This is a genomic window from Actinokineospora sp. PR83 (genome assembly GCF_021056305.1).
GTDB classification, from domain to species: domain Bacteria; phylum Actinomycetota; class Actinomycetes; order Mycobacteriales; family Pseudonocardiaceae; genus Actinokineospora; species Actinokineospora spheciospongiae.
Genome location: NZ_JAJCXD010000087.1, coordinates 12,305 through 29,408, shown reverse-complemented (window position 1 = coordinate 29,408; position 17,104 = coordinate 12,305). Strand labels below are relative to the sequence as shown.

Here is a 17,104-nt window from a genome sequence, read left to right as displayed (position 1 = left end):
GCAGGCGGGCTCGGCGGGTCCGCTCCCGCCGAGGGCCCGGCGCGCGGCGGCGCCAACAACCCCCTGGGCCGTGGTGGCGTGGCGGGCGCGGGCTCGTTCTCCGGTGACTCGCTGCTCGGCGGCCGCAACGGCACCGCCGGTGCCGCGGGCGGCAAGGCGGGCGTGGGCGCCGGGGCCGTGGGCGGCGCCCGCGGTGCGAACGCCGACGAGGAAGAGGACTTCGAGCACGCCAGCTACCTGGTCGAGACCGACGACATCTTCGGCGACGAGCGGCACGTGGCACCGGGCGTGCTCGGTTCCGACCGGTGACGGCGTTCGGGGTCATCGACGTGGACGACCGCCCACCCATCGCGCTGTCCGCGCTGGAGTTCGACGTCCTCTGGGGCCACCTGCGGCCGGGCACCATGCCGCTGGTCGTCAAGGTGCCCTCCCCGGGCAAGACCTACGAGGAGCGCGCGGCGATCGAGGAGCGCGTGTGGGCGGACCTCGACCGGCGCGGCCTCGGCCGCAAGGTCGACGTGCACCCGGAGGTCGAGCACCTGTTCACCCTGCTGGCCCGCCCGGACCGCGAGGTCGACGCCCGCACCTGGGTGGGCCGCGGCCTGCGCCTGATCGCCTGCGCGGCGGGCGACGACGCGGCGCTGGCGGTCCTCAGCGAGGACTCGATCACCCTGAGCCGCACCTCGGCGGCCAACCTCCCCGCCGCCGCCGTCGGCGTCCTCCCGGCCCACCCGCCGGGCCCCGGCCAGTCGGTCACCCTCCGCACCGAGGACTTCGAGGCGGCGGCCCGAGCCACCGACGGCACCCGCAAGGGCTTCGAACTGGCCCTCTCCGCCCAGGGCCTGCGCTCCGACGACGTCACCGCCCTGGTCGAGATGATCGACGACGTCCGGGGCACCGGGAACTTCGGGGCCGCCGCCCGCGACCGCCTCGGCCGTCGACTCCGCGCGGACCGGGTCGTCTCGTTCTTCGACACCGACGCGGGCCGCTACGTCCAGATCCGCCGCGCCGCCCCGGACGGCACCTTCTGGACCACCATCTCCCCCGCCGACCAGCGCCGGATGGTGCACCAGGTGGACGAGGTGCTCACCGAGGTCCGCCGGACCGCCGAGGGCTGAGCGCGTGACCCCCCACCCACCCCGGGGCTGACCCGGTGCCCTCCCGCAAACCGGTCACCGCCACCGACCTCCGCACCGCCATCACCGAGGTCCTCCCCTGGCTGCGCGACGGCGCCCCCCAGCCCCCGCGCCCCACCCTGGCGGCAGCGGTCCGCCTGAGCCTGCGCACCCTGGAACAGGACGCCCCCGGCCACACGGTCGAGGTCCGCGTCCCACCCTTCGCGGCGGTCCAGTGCATCGAGGGCCCCCGCCACACCCGGGGCAACCCACCCAACACGATCGAAACCGACCCCAGGACCTGGCTCGAACTCGCCACCGGCGCCCTCGACTGGTACACGGCGGTCGCCGAATCCAGGGTCTCCGCCTCCGGCTCCCGCGCCGATCTCTCCGACCACCTGCCCCTGCTGCGCTTCTAGCGCAGGCCCAGCCCCCCGAACCCCACCGGCGCAACGGCCGACCACCTCGCCAACCGCCAGTCTGGCGGCCAGCCACGCCGAACCCCACCGGGCGCAGCCACCGACCACCTCGCCAACCGCCAGTCTGGCGGCTAGCCACGCCGAACCCCACCGGCGCAGCGATAGCCGACCACCCCGCCAACCGCCGGCCCGGCTAAGCAGAGGCCCGGGTGGGTGGATGTGCTTGGGTGGGGGTGCCGATCATGTGCAAGCCTGCTTGGGCTGTGGGGCATCTTTTCGCCCCACTCGGTCACACTGGGCGCATGATCGGCGTAGGGGCCCCGCCCAAGCGGATCCACCCACCCGGGCACCAGCGACAAAATCCCGGCGCTTTTAAGGTCAGGAACCGGAAACCCCGACCGGCTCCAGCACCTCGGGCCGCGCCCGCCGCAACGCCGCCCACATCAACACCGCCCCCACCACGGCCAGCACCCCGTACACCGCCAGCAACTCCGGCGGCGTGGTCCCGGTCAGCGCGTCCCCCAGCAGCACCGCCGCCACCGTCCCCGGCACAGACCCCAGGAACGTCCCCGCCAGGTAGGGCTGCCACCGGATCTCCGACAGCCCGCAGCAGTAGTTCATCGCCGAGAACGGCACCATCGGGATCAGCCGCAGCCCCAGCACCCCGGCGAACCCGCTGCCGGTCAGCCGCGAGTTCACCGCCCGCAGCACGGCCCGCTCCAGGTGGGGTTCGACCCACCGCCGCCCGAGGCCGCGGCTGAGCCAGAAGGCCAGGGCGGCGGCGATGGTGGTGGCCGCCATGGCGATGACGATGCCCCAGCCCTCGCCCAGCACCAGGCCCACCGACAGGTTGAACACCGTGCGCGGCACCGGGGGGACGGTCAGCAGCGAGTACGCCGCCAGGAACAGCACCGGGGTGGCCCAGCCGAACCCGGCCGCCCAGTCGCGGACCTCGACCGGGCTGGGGATGGGCACCAGCGAACCCGCCACGACCAGCGCGACCACGGCGGCGAGCAGTGCGATCAACACGCGGCGTCCCGACACCCGCGCAACGGTATCCGGCGACCGGTGCGCGGACCCCACCGCCGACCCCGTCGGTGACGCGGCCCACCTCGCCGCGGTCGGTGCACCGCCGAACAGCACCTACACTTGGGGTGAGCCCAGTTCCGTCCTAGGGAGTGCTTGAGTGGTCACCGACCAGTCCGCAACTGGCCCGTCGTCCCAGCAAGATCCCGACCAGCCGGATCCCGAGCCGCGCGAGGAGTGCGGTGTCTTCGGGGTCTGGGCCCGCGGCGAGGAAGTCGCCAAGCTCGCCTACTACGGCCTCTACGCGTTGCAGCACCGCGGCCAGGAGGCGGCGGGCATCTCCGTCTCCGACGGCAGGCAGATCGTCGTCTTCAAGGACCTCGGGCTGGTCAGCCAGGTGTTCGACGAGCAGGTGCTGTCCAGCCTGCGCGGGCACATCGCCGTCGGGCACTGCCGGTACTCCACCACCGGCTCCACCACCTGGGAGAACGCCCAGCCGACGTTCCGCACCACGGCCACCGGCAGCGGTCTGTCACTGGGCCACAACGGCAACCTGGTCAACACCGCCGAGCTGCGCGACCGCGGTGTCGAGCTGGGTGTCGGCGCGATGCGCGGGGCCACCACCGACTCCGACCTGCTGACCGGGCTGCTCGCCGCCGGTGCCGCCGACAAGGGCATCGAGCAGGCGGCCATGGAGCTGCTGCCGACCGTGCGCGGCGCCTACTGCCTGGTCTTCGCCGACGAGTCCACCCTCTACGCCGCCCGCGACCCGCACGGGGTGCGGCCGCTGGTGCTGGGGCGGTTGGAGCGCGGCTGGGTCGTGGCCAGCGAGACCGCGGCCCTGGACATCGTGGGTGCCTCCTTCGTCCGCGAGGTCGAGCCCGGTGAGCTGATCGCCATCGACGCCGAGGGGCTGCGCTCGTCGCGCTTCGCCACCCCGGAGCCCAAGGGCTGCGTCTTCGAGTACGTCTACCTGGCCCGCCCGGACACCACGATCGCCGGTCGCGGGGTGCACGCCACCCGGGTGGAGATCGGTCGCAAGCTGGCCGTGGAGTTCCCGGCCGAGGCCGACATGGTCATCCCGGTGCCGGAGTCCGGCACCCCGGCCGCCATCGGGTACGCCCAGGCCAGCGGCATCCCCTACGGCACCGCGCTGGTCAAGAACGCCTACGTCGGGCGCACCTTCATCCAGCCGTCGCAGACCATCCGCCAGCTCGGCATCCGGCTCAAGCTCAACCCGCTGCGCGACGTCATCCGCGGCAAGCGGCTGGTCGTGGTGGACGACTCGGTGGTCCGCGGCAACACCCAGCGGGCCCTGGTGCGGATGCTGCGCGAGGCCGGTGCGCTGGAGGTGCACGTGCGGATCGCCTCGCCGCCGGTGCGCTGGCCGTGCTTCTACGGCATCGACTTCGCCTCCCGCGCCGAGCTGATCGCCAACGGCCTCGACCTCGACGGCATCCGCCGCTCCATCGGCGCGGACACCCTGGGCTACGTGTCGCTGGAGTCGCTGATCGCGGCCAGCGAGCAGCCGCGCAGCAGGCTGTGCTCGGCCTGCTTCGACGGCGAGTACCCGATCCCGCTGCCCGACGACGCGCTCATCGGCAAGCACCTGCTGGAGGGGATCGAGAAGGGTGTGACCGGCTCCGCCGCACCCGTCCCGGCCGCCGGGTACGGTGCCGAGGACGCCCTGCGTCGCCCCTGATCGCCCGGCAGCCCGCCGCCCCGCCCGCCTCCGACCTGATTCGAGCCATGACTGAGAACCTCGCGTCCGAGCCCGCCCTGTCCGCCACCTACGCGGCCGCGGGGGTGAGCATCGACGCCGGTGACGAGGCCGTGGAGAAACTCAAGCCGTGGGCGGCGAAGGCCACCCGGCCGGAGGTGCTCGGTGGCATCGGCGGCTTCGCGGGCCTGTTCCGGCTCAGGCTCGACCGCTGGAAGGAGCCGGTGCTCGCCTCCTCCACCGACGGCGTGGGCACCAAGATCGCGGTCGCCCAGGCGCTCGACATCCACGACACCGTGGGCATCGACCTGGTCGCCATGGTGGTCGACGACCTGGTGGTCTGCGGCGCCGAGCCGCTGTTCCTGCAGGACTACATCGCCGTCGGCAAGGTCCTCCCGGACCGGGTCGCGCAACTGGTGAAGGGCATCTCCGAGGGCTGCGTGCAGGCCGGGTGCGCGCTGCTGGGCGGCGAGACCGCCGAACACCCCGGCCTGATGACCGACGGCGCCTACGACCTGTCGGCGACCGGGGTCGGCGTGGTCGAGGCCGACGCCGTGCTCGGCCCGGACCGGGTCCGCCCCGGTGACGTGCTGATCGGCATGGGCTCCTCCGGCCTGCACTCCAACGGCTACTCGCTGGCCAGGCACGTGCTGCTGCAGATCGGCCGCATCCCGCTGTCCGGGCACGTCGAGGAGTTCGGCCGCACCCTGGGCGAGGAGATGCTGGAGCCGACCCGCATCTACGCCAAGGACTGCCTGGCGCTGGTCGCCGAGGCGGAGGTGCGCACCTTCGCCCACATCACCGGCGGCGGCCTGGCCGCGAACCTGGCCAGGGTGCTGCCGCCGGGCCTGCACGCCACCCTGGAGCGCGGCACCTGGACCCCGCAGCCGGTCTTCTCGATGATCGCCCAGCGCGGCCGGGTGGCCCGCGAGGAGATGGAGCGGACGTTCAACATGGGCGTCGGCATGGTCGCCGTGGTCGCGCCGGAGGAGGCCGACCGCGCGCTGGCCGTGCTCACCGCCCGGCACGTCCCGTGCTGGCTGCTCGGCGAGGTCCGCCCCGCCACCGACGCCGACGGCCCGCGCGCCGAGCTGGTGGGCGAACACCCGCGCTTCTGACCGCCTGATCGCAGCCCCGGGGCAACCCGGCCCCGCCCCGCGCCGTTCTACCTCCGGAGCGTGCGAGGGGAGGGACCGCCGTGTCGGACCGCGACAGCGAGTTCGGTGAGTACCTGGACAGCCGCGCCGCCGTGATGCGCAGGACCGCGTACCTGCTCTGCGGCGGCGACTGGCACCGGGCCGAGGACCTCGTGCAGACGACCCTGGCCAAGATCTACGCGGCGTGGCCCCGGCTGGTCCGCGGCCACGGCATCGACGGGTACGCGCGCAAGGTCATGGTCCGCGCGGCCATCGACGACTCCCGGCGGGCGTTCCGCAGGCGGGAGAACGCCGTCGAGCGGCTGCCCGAGGTCGGCGTGCCGCCCGCCGGGGTGGACGACGCGGTCGACGTGCGCCGGGCGCTGGCCCGGCTGCCCGCGGGCCAGCGCGCCGTCGTCGTGCTCCGCTACTGGGACGACCTGTCCGTCGCCGAGACCGCCAAGGCGCTGGGCAAGAGCGAGGGCACCATCAAGAGCCAGGCGTCGAAGGGCCTCGCCACCCTGCGCACCCTGCTGGCCGACGGGCGAGTGGCCGTGGAGGGGCTGCGATGAGCGAGTTCACCGAGTCCGACATCCGCGCCGCCCTCGACCGGGCGGTGGCGGGCGAGCCGCCGTTCACCCTGGACCGCGCGGCGGTCTTCGCCGAGGGCCGCCGCCGGGTGCGCCGCCGCCGCACCGCCGCCTACGGCTTCGCGGCGGTCACCGCCATCGCCGTCATCGGCACCAGCACGCTGGCCGCGGGCGCCCTCAGCACCTCCCCGCAGCCCATGCCCCCGGCCGCCCCCACGGCCCCGGCGACCACCACGAAGCCCACGAAGCCCACCTTCCCCGCGTCGACACCCCCCTCCACCAGCACGACGACGCACTCCGCCGCCCCCGCGACCACCTCCGCCGACCGCAACTCCGCCGCCATGCGCGACGCGTCCATCGCCTGGCCCGTGGAGATCTTGCGGAAGGAGGGCGCGCACGGCGAGTGGTACCGGTTCGACGCCACGGGCACCCTGTCCGCCCGGCTCATCACCAAGACCGGCGACCGCAGGCTCATCGTGCAGCTCCGGGGCCCCGAGGGGGTCCCGCCCGCGACCGAGTGCCCGCCCGCGACGCGGTCGAGCCTGGTCTGCTCCCGCTACGACCACCCGGACGGCACGGTCCTGCGGGTCCTGGAGGACCACGCCGCCTCGTCGATCGTCGTCACCTCGCTGCGCCCCGACGACACCTACGTCACCGTGCAGGAGACCGCCTCGGGCATCCTCCCGTCGCGGCTGGCGCGGGTGCTGGAGACCCACACGGTCGTCGACCTGGCCCTGGTGGAGGGCCTGAGCGCCACCGGGGGATAACCACTACGCCGAACCCGGCCGCCGCGGCCATACTGGTGGTGTGGCCGAGGACCTGGTGGTGACCCGCGCGCTGGTGATCCCGGCGGGCGAGCTGCGCGAGCGCTTCTCCCGCTCGTCGGGTCCCGGCGGCCAGGGCGTCAACACCGCCGACAGCCGCGTCGAGCTGTCCTTCGACGTGGCCGGTTCGCAGGCCGTCCCCGAGCACCTGCGCCCGCGGCTGCTGGCGAAGCTGTCGTCGCGCCTGGTCGACGGCGTCCTCACGATCGCCGCGAGCGAGTTCCGCGCCCAGCTCGCCAACCGCGCCGCCGCCCGCGACCGCCTCGCCGCCCTCCTGCGCGACGCCGCCGCCCCGCCGCCCGCGCCCCGCCGGGCCACCAAGCCCTCGCGCGGTTCCCGCGAGCGCCGGATCACCGACAAGAAGCGCCGGTCCCGCACCAAGCAGGGCCGCCGCGTTCACCCGGACGACTGATAACCGGCTCACCACCGGGAACACCCCCCGGCCATTCGGCGCTGGACCCTTCGAGAGCACTCGAACCGCGTCGGAGGAGAACCCGTGAGCCTGTTGTTCAGCCCGCTCGACCTGCGCTCGGTCACCCTGCCCAACCGGGTGGCGGTCAGCCCGATGTGCCAGTACTCGGCCACCGGTGGGCTGCCGAACCACTGGCACCTGGTGCACCTGGGGTCGCGGGCGGTCGGCGGCGCCGGGCTGGTTCTCGCCGAGGCCAGCGCGGTCGAGCCGATCGGCCGGATCTCCCCGGAGGACACCGGCATCTGGTCGCCGGAGCACGTCGAGGCGTGGCGGCCGATCACGGCGTTCATCAAGCAGCAGGGATCGGTGCCCGGCATCCAGCTCGCCCACGCGGGCCGCAAGGCCTCCACCTACAGCCCGTTCGCCGAGGGCCGCGGCGGTGTCGCCGACGCCGACGGCGGCTGGACCCCGGTCGGCCCGACCACCGAGCCGTTCGTCGACGCCTACCGCACCCCGGCGGCGCTGACCGAGGCCGACATCGCCGAGGTCGTGCGGAAGTTCACCGAGGCCGCCCGGTACGCCGTCGAGGCGGGCTTCGAGGTCCTGGAGGTGCACGCCGCCCACGGCTACCTGCTGCACGAGTTCCTCTCACCGCTGTCGAACACCCGGACCGACGCCTACGGCGGCGACGCCGAGGGCAGGCTCCGGTTCCCGCTGGAGGTCGTCCGCGCGGTCCGCGCCGCCGTCGGCGAGGACGTGCCGGTCCTGGCCCGCCTGTCGGCATCCGACTGGACCGAGGGCGGCCTGACCGCCGAGGACAGCGCCGACATCGCCCGCGCCCTGGTCGACGCGGGGGCGGACCTCATCGACGTCTCCAGCGGTGGCAACGTGCCGTCGGCGCCCATCGAGACCGGCCCCGGCTACCAGGTGCCGTTCGCCTCGGTCATCCGCACCAAGGCGGGCGTCCCGACCGGTGCGGTCGGCGAGATCACCGACGCCCGGCAGGCGGAGGCCATCCTGACCGACGGCTCCGCCGACCTGGTCCTGCTGGCCCGCGAACTGCTCCGCGACCCGTACTGGCCGCTGCGCGCTGCCGCCGCCCTGGGCGACGAGGTGTCCCCGCCCGCCCAGTACGAGCGGGCGTTCTGAGGGCACGCCGATGACCACCCCGACGGTTCGCGCTGTCGGGGTGGTGCGGTGTGTGGTCGACGGCCCGGGGGCAGCGCGGAAGACCGCGGGTGCCCTGGTGTGGCGGGGGGTGAACGCGAAGGGGCTGCCGCGTGTTCCGGGGTGGCCGGTCCACGCCGCAGCCGTCTCCGTGATGTCGACGGTGACCCCACTCGACCAGGACGCGCTACCGTCCTGGACCCGCTGTGAAGGCCACCCCGGCGACCAGGGCCGCCGGGGTGGCCTTCACAGCGTTACGAGAGGGGATGCGGGGTCGGGTCCGGAGCCGGTGGCGCCGGACCCTAGCTTCATCGCCGGTAGTCGTCGTACTCGTCCTCGGACGAGTCCTCCAACCGGTCACTGGTGTGACCGTCTTCGGGCCCTCCACTCGACAGCTCGCGCTGAAGCGCGTCGAAGTCGGTGTGGTGTGAGCTGTACTTGAGCTCCCGGGCCACCTTCGTCTGCTTGGCCTTAGCTCGGCCGCGCCCCATGGCTCGACCCCCTCGCACAGTGACGGGGCGGCCGGGGGAACGGCGGCCCCGTAGATGTCGACAGTTGATTCCTGCCAACTACCGTACCGTGCCGAAGGGGTTCCGTGCGACGCGGCACGGTGTGCAGAAACCGACATCCCGGGGAACATCCCTCCCCGGCGCCGCGATGGCGACCCCCCGTGAAACGATGGGCGGGTGCCCCGTCCGTTCGTCGCCTACCTGAGGGTGTACGAGCCGTTGTCCGCGTTCGCGGAACCGCTGGCAGGGCGCCTGCGCGCCACGGTCGAGAGCACCCCCCTGGACCGCTCGGACGTCGCCCGCCGCGAGCGTGAAGTGTGGCTCAAGTCACAGCTCTACGCGCCCCCGGGCACCCTCCCCGGTGAACTCCCCGACGGCCGCCAGTCCACCAGCGCGGTCCGCGACCTCCTGGTGATCGACCCCGCCGAGGTCCCGGTCGAGGATGCCACCGTGGGCCCCGGCCCGCTGGTCTGCCCGCTGGACCTGCGCGCCCGCTCCGCGGCGGCGATGGTCGGCTTCATCTCCACCTCCACCCCGGTCCTGCGCGCGGCCGCCCTGGCGGGCACCGCGGAGTCGGCCAGGACCAGGGCCGCCACGGTCCTGGGCGACCTCCCCAACGGCGCGGTCCACGTGGTCTCCACGACCTGGACCGTCCCGCTGCCCTGGTTCGCCCTGGTCGACCCGGCCCACCGGCACGTGGTCACCGCCGCCTCCCGCACCGACCCGCACCGGCAGGTCTACTGGCGGGTGGCCATGGCCGACGCCCGGCGCCGGGCCGAGCGGGCGCAGGCCCTCGCCGCGCGCACCTTCGGCGAGGGCGGGCCCGCCAAGGTCCTCGCCGACACGGCCAAGTGGCTGGAGAACTTCCACGAGCACTCGGCGGTCGAACTCGACTACGGCGGCCTGGTCCAGCTCCTCACCGACGAGGAACTCGTGGGCGACACCTCGGCCGAGGACGTCCACGCCATCCTCCGGGCCATGGAGGACTCCGACTCCACCACGGTGGGCACCCGCTTCGAACGCCTGCGGGACTTCTGGGGCGACCTCGCCGCCAGGGAACAGCTCAACTGACCCCGCGACCGCCTACGCGTACTCGGACTCGTAGAGCGCGTTCAACTCGGCGTGCAGCTCCGGCGGCGCGGTCAGCTCCACCCCGTCCAGCACCCGCACCCGGGTGATCTTCCGGACGCTCGACGCCAGGAACACCGCGTCCGCCGCCCGCAGGTCGGCCACCGGGATCGGCTCCACCTTCGTGGTCCACCCCGCCCGCTCCGCGGCCCGGAACAACGCGCCCTGCGTGGTCCCCGCCAGCACCCCGCTCGACGGCGGCACCGTCCGCAGGGTCCGCCCCCGCACCAGCACCGCGGTGGAGGTCGGCCCCTCCAGCACGGTGCCGTCGGCGGCGGTGAAGATGACCTCCTCCGCCCCCTGGGTGGCGGCGTGGCGACCGGCGGCCATGTTCACCGCGTAGGACAGCGTCTTCGCCCCCAGCAGCAGCCACGGCGCCCCCGGCACGTCGGACGGGTCGAACCCGCGGGCCAGGGTCACCGCGGTGACCCCGGACACCCGGGCCCGCAACTGCGACGCCGCGATGGGCAGCCCCAGCGCGAACGAGGTGGTCGACCCGTCGCCGAACTCCGGCCCCCGGGTGTAGACCAGCTTCAGCGCCATCTCCCCGGCGGCGGGCCACTCGGAGATCACCACCGAGCACACCCGCTCCCACGCGGCCCGGTCCGGCTCCGGCAGGTCCAGCATCGCCGCCGACCGCGCCAACCGGTCCAGGTGCGGCCCCAGCTCGCGGGGCTTCCCGTCCACCACGAGCACCGTCTCGAAGACCCCGTCCCCGCGCAGCAGGCCGAGGTCGTCGACCCGGATGTGGGGGGCGTCGGGGTCGAGGACGGTCCCGTCCAGCATCGCCAGCACGCGCATGGGAGAACCCTACTGGCATAACATCGACGGGGTGGAAACCGCGCACCCGATAGCCAGGCGCCGTGCTGAACTGCGCGACACGCTGCACGGCCGCGGAATGCGGATGACCCCGCAGCGCCAGCTCGTGCTGGACGCGCTGCTGGAACTCGAGCACGCCACGCCCGAGCAGGTCTGCCAGCACGTGCAGCGCACCACCCCCACGGTCAACATCACCACCGTCTACCGCACCCTTGAGCTGCTGGAGAGCCTCGCGGTCGTCCGCCACACCCACCTCGGCCACGGTGCGCCGACCTACTCGGTGCACGAGCACGAGCACGTCCACCTGGTCTGCCACCGCTGCGGCCACGTCGACGAGGCCGAGCGCGAGGTCATGGACGAGCTGTGCGGAACACTGCGCGCCCGGCACGGGTTCCACCTCGACGCCAGCCACCTCGCGCTGTCCGGCACCTGCCGCGCCTGCTCCCAGGAGAACCCGTGACCCGCTCCCCCCTCCTCGACCTCCCCGGCGCCATCCCCGCCCCGGACGACTCCCCCGACGCGGCCGTCCCCTGGCACTTCGGCGACCCGTTCGCCGAACAGCGCGCCGCCGCCCGCGGGGTCGGCGTGGTCGACCGGTCGCACCGGGAGGTCATCGCCGTCCCCGGCGAGGAGCGGCTGTCGTGGCTGCACCTGGTCATCTCCCAGCACGTCACCGGCCTCGCCGAGGGCGCGGGCACCGAGGCGCTGATCCTCGACAGCCAGGGCCGTGTCGAGGCCCACATGCTCCTCGCCCACGTCGACGGCACGGTCTGGCTCGACACCGAGGCGGGCGCGCAGACCTCGGGCGCCCGCCCCGGCCGGGTTCCCCTGCTGACCTACCTGGAGCAGATGGTCTTCTGGTCCAAGGTCGAACCCCGCGACGCCACCGCGGAACGCGCGGTGCTGTCCCTGGTCGGCCCGCACACCCCGGACCTGCTGGCCAAGGCGGGCCTCCCGGTCCCCGACGGCCCCTACGCGGTCGCCGAGGGCGCGGGTGTCATCGTCCGCCGGATGCCCTGGCCCGGTCCCGATGCGGCGGACCTGCTGGTCCCCCGCGCCGACCTGCTCACCTGGTGGCAGCGCCTCACCGGGGCGGGCGCCCGCCCCATGGGCAGCCTCGCCTTCGAAGCCCTCCGCGTCGAATCCGCCCACCCCCGCGCGGGCCTCGACACCGACGAGAAGACCATCCCGCACGAGGTCGGCTGGGTCCACGTCGCCGCCCACGTCGCCAAGGGCTGCTACCGGGGCCAGGAAACGGTCTCGAAGGTCCACAACATCGGCCGCCCCCCACGCCGCATGCTCCTGCTCCACCTCGACGGCTCCGACACCGTCCCCGAACCCGGCGACCAGGTCCGCGCGGGCGAACGCGTGGTCGGCAAGGTCGGCTCGGTCGCCCAGCACCACGAACTGGGCCCCATCGCCCTCGCCCTGGTCAAGCGCTCCATCGAACCCGGCACCCCCCTCACCGTCGGCGAAACCGGTACCAGCGCCGCCATCGACCCCGACGCCATCCCCGCCGATTCCCCCGCCCTGGGCCGAGCCGCCGCCCAGGGCCTCCGAGGCTGACCCCCGGCCCGCTCGCCTGGTCCCACCCAGCCGAGGCGAGCCGGCCGCTCCCCGCCCCAGCCCACCACTGCCACTCCGATCCAGCACCACACCCACCCAAGCGCCCAGCGGCCACCAGCCACCCCACCGGGCGCCCAAACCCAACCCCGAACCAACATCCGAGATCAACAGTTCCCAGCAGCCCCCGAATCAATCCAACCGCGCCCCACCGACAAGACCGCCTGCCCGACCCGGGGTTGTCCACACCCCGGCCGGCCGGGTGACCACCTGGACGTCGTCTTCGTAGAGGACTGTTCCGGGATCGGGTGTTCGGCGCTCGACCCAATCCGTGCCGTAGCGGTCGAGCAGGTCGAGGTAGCCGGGGACGCGGTCGAGCAAATGGGTTGCGCTGCCTTTGAACCAGCAGGTCACCACGGGGTTCTTGGTCTTGTCGAACAGGGTTGGGTCCGTTGTGGCCGGGTTGGGGTAGGCGGCGTCGAACCAGTCGTTGTTCGTTCTCCACCAGTTCCGGTCGGCTGTGGTGAGCCTGCCGGTGTGGGCGAGCCGGTTGGCGAGCCCGAAGACACCGGTGTGGCGGCCGTGGGCATTGGGGGTGGCCGACTCGAAGCGGATGTAGAGCACCTGACCAGCATGGCATTCGCGGGCCGCGCAAGGCCCGTGGGCGAAGTCGGGCAGCCGGTGCGGGTGGTGACCGCGCACCCCCCGTCGACGGGCCCGGCGCCCGAGCCCCACCGCGCATGCCCGCCGTGTGCCAGGATTCGCGCCATGTCACCGTCGACTTCCCGCCCCGGCGCGCACGGCACGTTGATCACGGTCGCGCCGACCGGGGCCGAGCACAGCAAGGCGGACGTCCCCAACCTCCCGGTCACCGTCGAAGACCTCGTGCGGACCGCCAGGGATTGCGAGCGGGTGGGTGCCGCGATGATCCACCTGCACGTCCGCGACCGCGACGCCAAGCCCACTTTGGACCGGGGGCTCCTCGAAGAAGCCGTGCGGGCGGTTCGGGAGAGCTCCAACCTGATCGTGCAGTTGTCCACCGGTGGCGCGGTGACCGACCCCGAGGCCGACCGGCTCGCGGTGCTCGACGCGCTCCCGGATTCGGCTTCCTGCTCGATGGGCACCGTGAACTTCGGCGACGACGTCTTCCTCAACCGGTGGGAGTTCATCGTCGAACTGCACAAGCGGATGCAGGAGCGGAACATCGTGCCGGAGTACGAGATCTTCGACCTCGGGCAGCTCACCACCCTGCGCCGCCTCCTCGACGAGCACGGCCTCCCCTCGGGTGGGCACGTGCACCTCGACCTGGTGCTGGGTGTGCCCGGTGGCATGGCGGGCGACCTGGAGACCGTGGCCGCCGCGCTGCGGCTCATCCCCGATGGCGCGACGTTCTCCGCGACCGGGGTGGGGCGCAGCACGCTGCCGGTGCTGCTGGCCAGCCTGTCCGCCGGTGGGCACCTGCGGGTGGGCATGGAGGACACCACCACCTACGCCCGGGGTGAGAAGGTGAAGGACAACGCCCAACTGGTGGCCCGCGCGTCGAGCCTCTCGCGGATCGCGCAGCGACCGCCGATTGGTCCAGACGAGGCACGGGTACTCCTGGGGGTGGCGCGGTGAGCCACCGAGTCGCCAAGATGTGGCGGTCGGGGATCGAGTGTCGGAGGATGTGCCCGTGATCGAAGTCCGTCCCGGTGGACGCAGGCGCATCGACCGGGTGCTCGCGCCGGATTACGTCACCGATCTCGACCGCCTCGACCTCGGTGAGGTCCGGGCCCGGCGCGACGACGCCGCCCAGGAGGAGACCGACCTGTCCTACCTGCGCAGGCTGCTGCACGGTCGGATCGACATCGTGCTGGCCGAGCAGCGCCGCCGCGCCGACGGCGGCAGCGCCTCGGTGGTGGAGCAGTTGGCCAGCATCCTCGCCGACAACGCGGTGGGGCCCGCCATGGGTTCCGGGCGCCACCAGGTGATGGAGCCCTCGCGGGCGGAGGCGCACCGCAGGCACGTCGAGGCCCTGGTGTCCGACGCCGACCTGTCCGACGTGGCCGCGCTGCCGGACGAGCGGCTCGACTTGGCGCTGCGCACCTACCGGTCGGAGGAGGCGTCGGTGTCGCAGCGGCGGCGCCAGGTGCAGAAGGTGATGGACCTGCTCAACGAGCAGATCGGCAACCGCTACCGCGCGGGCAGCGCCTCGGTGGACGACCTGCTCGCCGCCGAGCGCGAGAAGCCCGACCGCGAGAAGCCCGCCGAGCGCGGGAAGCCGGGCGAGGACCGCTGAACCCGGCCAACCCGGTGCTCGCCGAGGTGGTGCGCTCCGGGTTCACCGAGTCGGTGCACCGCGGCTCGCTGGTCGTGCTCACCGGTGACCGGGTGCGCCTGGCGGTCGGTGACGTGGACTCGCCGGTCTTCCCCCGGTCGAGCAACAAGCCGTTGCAGGCGCTGGGGATGCTCCGCGCGGGGCTCGACCTCGACGACGCCGACCTGGCCATCGGGTGCGCCTCGCACAGCGGTGAGGCGGTGCACGTCGACCGGGTCCTGGCCCTGCTCGCCCGGCACGGCCTCACCGAGGACGACCTGGGGTGCCCGGAGGACTGGCCGCTGCACGAGGACAGCCGCGGCGACCGGCGCCGCCGGGTCACCATGAACTGCTCCGGCAAGCACGCCGCCATGCTCGCCACCTGCGCCCAGCTCGGCTGGGACACCGCGTCCTACCTCGCCCCGGCGCACCCGCTGCAAGCCGCCATCGCCGCCACCGTCACCGACCTCACCGGCACGCCGATCCCCGCCGTCGGCGTCGACGGCTGCGGTGCCCCGCTGTTCGCGCTGAGCCTCACCGACCTGGCCACCGCCTGCTCCCGGCTGGTCACCGCCCCGCCCGGCACCCGCAGGCGCCGCGTCGCCGACGCCATGCGCGCGCACCCGCACCTGGTCGGCGGCACCGGCCGCATCGACACCGCCCTGATGGACGCCGTCCCCGGGCTCCTGGTGAAGGGCGGCGCGGAGGGCGTCCACGTCCTGGCCCTGCCCGACGGCACGACCCTCGCCCTCAAGGTCGACGACGGCGCCGCGCGCGCCAGGACCCCGGTCCTCGGTGCCGTCCTGGAGTTCCTGGGCCACCAACCCCCGCCACTGGACACGGTGGTGCTGGGCGGCGGCGAACCCGTCGGCGAGGTGCGGGTCCCGGCGGGCCTGTTTGGCTCAGGTCCGCGGGCGTAACCGGACCTTCGTGCCCGGCCGCGCCTGGGCCAGGGCGGCCAGGTGCTCGGTCGGGACCACCCCGATCACCGGGTAGCCGCCGGTGGTGGGGTGGTCGGCCAGGAAGATCACCGGGCGCCCGCTCGCGGGCACCTGCACGGCACCGGTCACCACCGCCTCGCTGGTCAGCTCGCGCTCGGCGCGGGCCTCCGCGCGGACCAGGGGGCTGCCCAGCAGGCGCAGCCCGACCCGGTTGCTCTCCGGCGACACCGCCCAGGTCGCGGTGGAGAGCTGGGCGAGCGGGTCGGCGAACCAGTCCTCGCGCGGGCCCAGCAGCACCGGCACGGTCAGCCGGTCCGGTGGGCTGGGCGGGGCTACGGCGTCCTCACCGGTCGGCGGCCCGACCGGGGTGCCCAGCGGCAGCACGTCCCCGGCGCGCAGCGGGTCGGGGCCGATGCCGGAGAGGACGTCGGTGGACCGCGAACCCAGGTGCGGCGGGACGTCGAGGCCACCGGACACCGCGAGGTAGCTGCGCAGGCCCGCCCGCGGCGGCCCCAGCTCGACCACGTCGCCCGCGCGCAGGTGGACCGGGGCGTGCGAGCCGACGTCGCGGCCCGCGAGCAGGACCGGGGTGCTCGGGCCGGTCACCACGACCGTGCAGGACGCCTCGGCGCGCACCACCAGGCCGCCGAGGACCACCTCGATGCCCGCCGCGCCCTCGGCGTTGCCCGCCAGCCGGTTCGCCAGCCGCAGCGACGGCGCGTCCAGCGCCCCCGACGGCGGCACCCCCAGGTGCGCGTACCCGGGCCTGCCGAGGTCCTGGACCAGCGCGGACGGCCCCGGCGCCAGCACCGTCACCGCCCGCCTCACCCGGCCACCTCGAAGCGGACCGTGTCACCGGGGGCCAGCAGGGCGGCGGGGGTGCGGTGCGGGTCGAACAGCGGTTCGGCGCCCGCGGCGAGCCTGCCCAGCAGCCGCCAGCCGCCCGGGGACGCGCGCGGGTAGACGCCGGTGAACTCGCCCGCCACCCCGACCGACCCGACCGGCACCCGGGTGCGCGGCGTGTCCAGCCGCGGCTGGTGCAGCCGCCGGGGCAACCCGGTCAGGTAGCCGAAGCCGGGGGCGAACCCGGTGAACGCCACGGTGTACTCCGCCCCCGAGTGCAGCGCCACGACCGCGTCGACGCCCACCCCGGCGGTCGAGGCGACCAGTTCCAGGTCGGGCCCGTCGTATACCACCGGCAGCACCACCGGGCGCCCGGTGACCGCGGGGGCCACCGACAGGTCGGCGGAGGCGAGCAGCGGTCGCACCGCGGCGAGCGACGGCGAACCCGGCCGGAACGACACCAGCACGGTCCGCGCGGCGGGCACCAGGTCGACCACGTCCGGCAGCCCGGCCAGCAGCGCGCGGGCGGCGGCGACCTCGGCCAGCGAGCCCAGCTCGACCAGCACGGCGTCGGCGCCGCAGCGCAGCAGGCGCAC

General features: G+C 74.2%; 20 protein-coding genes and 1 pseudogene. 15 read left to right on the top strand and 6 right to left on the bottom strand.

Going from position 1 to position 17,104, the window contains the following annotated elements; translation table 11 throughout:
• The 3 genes and pseudogenes from L6E12_RS27820 to L6E12_RS27810 form a co-directional block, all read left to right on the top strand.
• A pseudogene (locus L6E12_RS27820) lies at positions 1–309 on the top strand (hypothetical protein); the annotation flags it as partial.
• Positions 306–1,118, top strand: coding sequence for an ESX secretion-associated protein EspG (locus L6E12_RS27815; protein WP_236230885.1), 813 nt, complete (start codon positions 306–308; stop codon positions 1,116–1,118). The pseudogene L6E12_RS27820 and the gene L6E12_RS27815, both read left to right, overlap by 4 nt.
• 35 nt (positions 1,119–1,153) lie before the next feature.
• Positions 1,154–1,534 carry a sterol carrier family protein gene (locus L6E12_RS27810; protein ID WP_236230884.1) on the top strand — a complete coding sequence of 127 codons (381 nt, stop codon included), beginning with the start codon at positions 1,154–1,156 and terminating at the stop codon, positions 1,532–1,534.
• A 378-nt stretch (positions 1,535–1,912) separates the two neighbouring features.
• Here L6E12_RS27810 and L6E12_RS34560 read toward each other — a convergent pair whose 3' ends face one another.
• The gene (locus L6E12_RS34560) at positions 1,913–2,578 is read right to left on the bottom strand and encodes a TVP38/TMEM64 family protein (RefSeq protein WP_308075332.1); all 666 of its coding nucleotides are present in this window, start codon (positions 2,576–2,578) and stop codon (positions 1,913–1,915) included.
• A 142-nt stretch (positions 2,579–2,720) separates the two neighbouring features.
• On the opposite strand from L6E12_RS34560, the gene purF reads away from it, so the two are divergent.
• From purF to L6E12_RS27775, 6 genes are all read left to right on the top strand, one after another.
• On the top strand, positions 2,721–4,262 hold the full coding sequence (gene purF, locus L6E12_RS27800; protein WP_236230883.1) for an amidophosphoribosyltransferase: 1,542 nt from the start codon (positions 2,721–2,723) through the stop codon (positions 4,260–4,262).
• Positions 4,263–4,309: 47 nt separating this feature from the next.
• Positions 4,310–5,398 carry a phosphoribosylformylglycinamidine cyclo-ligase gene (gene purM / locus L6E12_RS27795; protein ID WP_236230882.1) on the top strand — a complete coding sequence of 363 codons (1,089 nt, stop codon included), beginning with the start codon at positions 4,310–4,312 and terminating at the stop codon, positions 5,396–5,398.
• An 80-nt stretch (positions 5,399–5,478) separates the two neighbouring features.
• A complete protein-coding gene (locus L6E12_RS27790) occupies positions 5,479–5,988 on the top strand; it encodes a SigE family RNA polymerase sigma factor (protein WP_236230881.1) in 510 nt (169 codons plus the stop codon).
• A complete protein-coding gene (locus tag L6E12_RS27785; RefSeq protein ID WP_236230880.1) occupies positions 5,985–6,773 on the top strand; it encodes a hypothetical protein in 789 nt (262 codons plus the stop codon). The genes L6E12_RS27790 and L6E12_RS27785 overlap by 4 nt, the downstream gene beginning before the upstream one ends.
• Positions 6,774–6,813: 40 nt before the next feature.
• Positions 6,814–7,242, top strand: a complete 429-nt coding sequence (gene arfB, locus L6E12_RS27780; protein ID WP_236230879.1) for an alternative ribosome rescue aminoacyl-tRNA hydrolase ArfB — start codon at positions 6,814–6,816, stop codon at positions 7,240–7,242.
• 84 nt (positions 7,243–7,326) lie between these two features.
• On the top strand, positions 7,327–8,391 hold the full coding sequence (locus tag L6E12_RS27775) for an NADH:flavin oxidoreductase/NADH oxidase (RefSeq protein WP_236230878.1): 1,065 nt from the start codon (positions 7,327–7,329) through the stop codon (positions 8,389–8,391).
• A 326-nt stretch (positions 8,392–8,717) separates the two neighbouring features.
• Here the strand turns inward: L6E12_RS27775 and L6E12_RS27770 are convergent, their stop codons facing one another.
• A complete protein-coding gene (locus tag L6E12_RS27770) occupies positions 8,718–8,900 on the bottom strand; it encodes a DUF3073 domain-containing protein (RefSeq protein WP_035283516.1) in 183 nt (60 codons plus the stop codon).
• A gap of 195 nt (positions 8,901–9,095) precedes the next feature.
• Here L6E12_RS27770 and L6E12_RS27765 point away from each other — a divergent pair, with 195 nt between their 5' ends.
• Positions 9,096–9,989, top strand: a complete 894-nt coding sequence (locus tag L6E12_RS27765) for a hypothetical protein (RefSeq protein WP_236230877.1) — start codon at positions 9,096–9,098, stop codon at positions 9,987–9,989.
• A gap of 12 nt (positions 9,990–10,001) precedes the next feature.
• Here L6E12_RS27765 and L6E12_RS27760 read toward each other — a convergent pair whose 3' ends face one another.
• The gene (locus tag L6E12_RS27760; protein WP_236230876.1) at positions 10,002–10,847 is read right to left on the bottom strand and encodes an aminodeoxychorismate lyase; all 846 of its coding nucleotides are present in this window, start codon (positions 10,845–10,847) and stop codon (positions 10,002–10,004) included.
• Positions 10,848–10,944: 97 nt separating this feature from the next.
• Between L6E12_RS27760 and L6E12_RS27755 the strand changes: the two genes are divergently transcribed.
• Positions 10,945–11,325: a transcriptional repressor gene (locus L6E12_RS27755; protein WP_236230886.1), complete on the top strand. Its 381-nt coding sequence runs from the start codon at positions 10,945–10,947 to the stop codon at positions 11,323–11,325.
• On the top strand, positions 11,322–12,431 hold the full coding sequence (locus L6E12_RS27750) for a folate-binding protein YgfZ (RefSeq protein WP_236230875.1): 1,110 nt from the start codon (positions 11,322–11,324) through the stop codon (positions 12,429–12,431). The genes L6E12_RS27755 and L6E12_RS27750 overlap by 4 nt, the downstream gene beginning before the upstream one ends.
• Before the next feature lie 189 nt (positions 12,432–12,620).
• Here the strand turns inward: L6E12_RS27750 and L6E12_RS27745 are convergent, their stop codons facing one another.
• Positions 12,621–13,052, bottom strand: a complete 432-nt coding sequence (locus L6E12_RS27745; protein ID WP_236230874.1) for a hypothetical protein — start codon at positions 13,050–13,052, stop codon at positions 12,621–12,623.
• A gap of 144 nt (positions 13,053–13,196) precedes the next feature.
• On the opposite strand from L6E12_RS27745, the gene L6E12_RS27740 reads away from it, so the two are divergent.
• From L6E12_RS27740 to L6E12_RS27730, 3 genes are read left to right on the top strand one after another with little or no spacing between them, the layout of a single operon-like run.
• Positions 13,197–14,045, top strand: coding sequence for a 3-keto-5-aminohexanoate cleavage protein (locus L6E12_RS27740; protein ID WP_236230873.1), 849 nt, complete (start codon positions 13,197–13,199; stop codon positions 14,043–14,045).
• A 55-nt stretch (positions 14,046–14,100) separates the two neighbouring features.
• A complete protein-coding gene (locus L6E12_RS27735) occupies positions 14,101–14,706 on the top strand; it encodes an aerial mycelium formation protein (protein WP_236230872.1) in 606 nt (201 codons plus the stop codon).
• 14 nt (positions 14,707–14,720) lie between these two features.
• Positions 14,721–15,644, top strand: a complete 924-nt coding sequence (locus L6E12_RS27730; RefSeq protein ID WP_236230871.1) for an asparaginase — start codon at positions 14,721–14,723, stop codon at positions 15,642–15,644.
• Here L6E12_RS27730 and L6E12_RS27725 read toward each other — a convergent pair.
• Positions 15,627–16,493 (bottom strand): biotin-dependent carboxyltransferase family protein, encoded by an 867-nt coding sequence (locus tag L6E12_RS27725; protein WP_236230870.1) that lies wholly within the window; start codon positions 16,491–16,493, stop codon positions 15,627–15,629. The genes L6E12_RS27730 and L6E12_RS27725 overlap by 18 nt on opposite strands.
• A complete protein-coding gene (locus L6E12_RS27720) occupies positions 16,490–17,104 on the bottom strand; it encodes a carboxyltransferase domain-containing protein (protein ID WP_236230869.1) in 615 nt (204 codons plus the stop codon). The genes L6E12_RS27725 and L6E12_RS27720 overlap by 4 nt, the downstream gene beginning before the upstream one ends.

What these genes read in the sequence shown, in the direction of transcription:
- purM (WP_236230882.1), top strand. Translation starts at nt 4,310, where the DNA reads ATGACTGAGAACCTCGCGTCCGAGCCCGCCCTGTCCGCCACCTACGCG.
- L6E12_RS27770 (WP_035283516.1), bottom strand. Translation starts at nt 8,900, where the DNA reads ATGGGGCGCGGCCGAGCTAAGGCCAAGCAGACGAAGGTGGCCCGGGAG.
- L6E12_RS27740 (WP_236230873.1), top strand. Translation starts at nt 13,197, where the DNA reads ATGTCACCGTCGACTTCCCGCCCCGGCGCGCACGGCACGTTGATCACG.
- L6E12_RS27785 (WP_236230880.1), top strand. Translation starts at nt 5,985, where the DNA reads ATGAGCGAGTTCACCGAGTCCGACATCCGCGCCGCCCTCGACCGGGCG.
- L6E12_RS27755 (WP_236230886.1), top strand. Translation starts at nt 10,945, where the DNA reads ATGCGGATGACCCCGCAGCGCCAGCTCGTGCTGGACGCGCTGCTGGAA.
- L6E12_RS27760 (WP_236230876.1), bottom strand. Translation starts at nt 10,847, where the DNA reads ATGCGCGTGCTGGCGATGCTGGACGGGACCGTCCTCGACCCCGACGCC.